This is a genomic window from Geobacillus sp. DSP4a, from assembly GCF_013096875.1.
In the GTDB taxonomy this organism is placed as follows: Bacteria; Bacillota; Bacilli; order Bacillales; family Anoxybacillaceae; genus Geobacillus; species Geobacillus thermophilus.
In genome coordinates this window covers 1-593 of the sequence record NZ_SDLD01000176.1, presented here as the reverse complement: position 1 = coordinate 593, position 593 = coordinate 1, and the positions used below count along the sequence as shown (strand labels likewise).

Annotated in this window: 1 protein-coding gene; it reads left to right on the top strand. The window is 47.6% G+C overall.

Annotated features, from left to right (window positions below; genetic code table 11):
• A partial coding sequence (locus tag ETC02_RS16880) for an IS630 family transposase (RefSeq protein ID WP_253264190.1) occupies positions 1–418 on the top strand: 418 nt, incomplete at its 5' end.
• Positions 419–593: the final 175 nt, after the last annotated feature.

The following is a 593-nucleotide window of genomic DNA, read 5'->3' as shown; positions in this document are numbered from 1 at the left end:
GCCATCATGCCCACGTATCGCGGTTTGGCGCGGTCAACATCCACGATGGCGAAACGGTGCTTCATCAAACGACTGCCGCGCCAATGCCGCGACGTTCTTGAATTTCTTGAGAATGCTCAAAGAGCGCTATCCGGACCGTCTCATGGTCTTGGTGTTGGATAACGCCCGCATTCACCATGCCAAAATGGTCAAGGAGTTTTTGCGGGAAGAAGGGCAGTGTTTTCACTTTATTTACCTTCCTCCCTATTCGCCACAGCTGAACCCGATCGAACGCTTATGGAAATGGCTGAAAGATACGGTGATTGCCAATGTATTTCACAAGGATCGCCACGATATCATTCAAGCCATTACTCGGTTTGTCAACTACATCCACGAACGTCCGGAGGAAGTGCTGCAACGCTTAGGGTGTGCAGGATGACTGAGAAGTTAACTCTTCATGTTGCATGTATATAGAAAATAATCATTTAAGGAGCATTCCCGTTAGGAGCTTTTCCGGGGACTTGATCAAAAAAAGCCCTCTTGGTATGATGCAGGGGTGTCAAACAATACCTACCATCATGCCAAGGAGGACTTCAGATGAATTGTACACAAAA